Raw genomic sequence first — 2,908 nt, 5'->3', positions numbered from 1 at the left:
CGCTTACTTATTTTTAGAAGTTTTTCAACTTCAAAAGAATTGCTGGTCATTTACCTTTATATTCTCTGTTTAATTTTCAAAGACCAATTTATTCGCCGTCATCCGACAGCTTTTATATCTTATCATGCTGAATTTGTTTTGTCAACAAAATTTTAAATTTTGTTATTTACATGATAACCTCATGTGTCATTCAGCAACGAAAATTATTTTATCATATTTATTTGTTATCACACATTCTTTAATACTCTTTAATTAACATTAGAATTTATTTTCTCTTATTTTCTTTAATTTTCTCTATATAACGTCTAGTGATACGCCTGGATAAGTATATTGTATACTAAAAAAATAAGAGCTGATTTTCAACTCTTATTTTTAACAATTATTAAACTAAAATAATCCCTTTAACATTAACAAAAAACCAAATATGGCCAAAGGAATACCAACTATAGCTCCTATAAAAGTCATAGTTATAACTACACCTAAAATCATCAGCACTAATCCTATAATCGAAGCTACAATTTTTCCAGTCAATCTTATTATAGAAGCAACTAAATCGATAATTAATTCAAACGGCCAAAAAATCCACCGCATATAAAACTCCTTAACAATTATTATATCTTTAATTTTATACTCTTAATCACAGTATTTCAATTAAAGAATAATGAATTTCACAATACAAATTGAAATAGTTATTTCAAATGTATGTTTACTTCAGTGAGTGCTATAGAATAAAAATAAAAAAACAGCCCTCACGGACTGTTCTATTTGGTGGAGATATAGGGATTCGAACCCTAGACCCCCTGCGTGCAAGGCAGGTGCTCTCCCAACTGAGCTATACCCCCATATGGTGGACCTTCAGGGACTCGAACCCCGGACCAACCGGTTATGAGCCGGTTGCTCTAACCAACTGAGCTAAAGATCCATTGTGAACCTGGCAACGTCCTACTCTTCCACTCAGTCTCCCGAGCAGTACCATCGGCGCTGAGAAGCTTAACCATCGTGTTCGGTATGGGAACGGGTGTAACCTTCTCGCCATCATCACCAGATATAAAAACTCTTATAAACTTCGCATATCTTCGTCAAGCTACTCACTGCGGTACTCATTTACATGATTAGTAAACTCCGTTTCCTCGTTCGTGCTTTCCTTGATCTGCTCGTTTCTAATAATTTTTAAGAACAATTTTTTGTTCTTTCAAAATTGCACAGATTAAAATATATTTGGTCAAGCCCTCGACCTATTAGTATCAGTCAGCTAAATATGTTACCACACTTACACCTCTGACCTATCAACCTTGTGTTCTTCAAGGGGTCTTACTAGCTTACGCTATGAGAAGTCTTATCTTGAGGTGGGCTTCACGCTTAGATGCTTTCAGCGTTTATCCCGTCCTAACATAGCTACCCAGCCGTGCCACTGGCGTGACAACTGGTGCACCAGAGGTTAGTCCATCCCGGTCCTCTCGTACTAAGGACAGCTCCTCTCAAACTTCTTGCGCCCGCGACGGATAGGGACCGAACTGTCTCACGACGTTCTGAACCCAGCTCGCGTGCCGCTTTAATGGGCGAACAGCCCAACCCTTGGGACCTACTTCAGCCCCAGGATGCGACGAGCCGACATCGAGGTGCCAAACCTCCCCGTCGATGTGGACTCTTGGGGGAGATCAGCCTGTTATCCCCGAGGTAGCTTTTATCCGTTGAGCGATGGCCCTCCCACGAGGAACCACCGGATCACTAAGTCCTACTTTCGTACCTGCTCCACTTGTAAGTGTCGCAGTCAGGCTCCCTTCTGCCTTTACACTCTTCGAGCGATTTCCAACCGCTCTGAGGGAACCTTTGAGCGCCTCCGTTACATTTTAGGAGGCGACCGCCCCAGTCAAACTGCCCACCTAACAATGTCCTGTGACCAGATTCATGGCCGCCAGTTAGAAACTCAGTACTGTCAGGGTGGTATCCCAAGGATGACTCCGCAGGGCCTAACGACCCTGTTTCCCAGTCTCCCACCTATCCTGTACAGACAATACCGAATCTCAATGCTAAGCTACAGTAAAGCTCTACGGGGTCTTTCCGTCCAATCGCGGGTAGCGAGCATCTTCACTCGCAATACAATTTCGCCGGATTCGTTGTTGAGACAGTTCCCAAGTCATTACGCCATTCGTGCGGGTCAGAACTTACCTGACAAGGAATTTCGCTACCTTAGGACCGTTATAGTTACGGCCGCCGTTTACTGGGGCTTAAGTTCATGGCTTCGCCTTACGGCTAACCAATCCCCTTAACCTTCCAGCACCGGGCAGGCGTCAGCCCCTATACATCAGCTTTCGCTTTAGCAGAGACCTGTGTTTTTGCTAAACAGTTGCTTGGGACTATTCTCTGCGGCCACATTGCTGTGGCACCCCTTCTCCCGAAGTTACGGGGTCAATTTGCCGAGTTCCTTAACAACGATTCTTCCGCTGGTCTTAGGATTCTCTCCTCACCTACCTGTGTCGGTTTGCGGTACGGGCACCAATTACCTCGATAGAAGCTTTTCTTGACAGTGTGAAATCAGGTACTTCGCTACTTAAATTTCGCTCCCATTCGTACCTCAGCTTAGCGAGCGGATTTGCCTACTCGCATGCCTTAATACTTAGACGCACTAATCCAACAGTGCGCACACCTNCACTCAGTCTCCCGAGCAGTACCATCGGCGCTGAGAAGCTTAACCATCGTGTTCGGTATGGGAACGGGTGTAACCTTCTCGCCATCATCACCAGATAAATTTCCTGACAAAATGTATTTTATCATCAGTTAAAATACTTGTCAACAATCCTTGGAAAAATATTTTAAAATTATTCTTTCAAAATTGCACAGATTAAAATATATTTGGTCAAGCCCTCGACCTATTAGTATCAGTCAGCTAAATATGTTACCACACTTA

The 2,908-nt window shown here is 43.0% G+C and carries 1 protein-coding gene, 2 tRNA genes, 1 rRNA gene and 1 other annotated feature; all 4 genes read right to left on the bottom strand.

Annotation, left to right across the window (positions count from 1 at the left end):
- Positions 1-387 precede the first annotated feature (387 nt).
- Entirely contained in the window at positions 388-591 is a 204-nt protein-coding gene (locus NBE98_RS00035) for a hypothetical protein (RefSeq protein ID WP_250811125.1), read from the bottom strand.
- A 175-nt stretch (positions 592-766) separates the two neighbouring features.
- Positions 767-842 (bottom strand) — tRNA-Ala (locus tag NBE98_RS00030).
- Positions 843-845: 3 nt separating this feature from the next.
- Positions 846-922 (bottom strand) — tRNA-Ile (locus NBE98_RS00025).
- A 7-nt stretch (positions 923-929) separates the two neighbouring features.
- A 5S ribosomal RNA gene (gene rrf / locus NBE98_RS00020) occupies positions 930-1,046 on the bottom strand.
- Between the two features lie 172 nt (positions 1,047-1,218).
- Positions 1,219-2,908: a sequence feature (most likely nonfunctional fraction of RNA operon), on the bottom strand.

Source organism: Clostridium swellfunianum, from assembly GCF_023656515.1.
GTDB lineage: Bacteria > Bacillota > Clostridia > Clostridiales > Clostridiaceae > Clostridium_AT > Clostridium_AT swellfunianum.
Note: the sequence above shows the minus strand (reverse complement) of the source record. Positions and strands in the feature narration are given on the sequence as shown.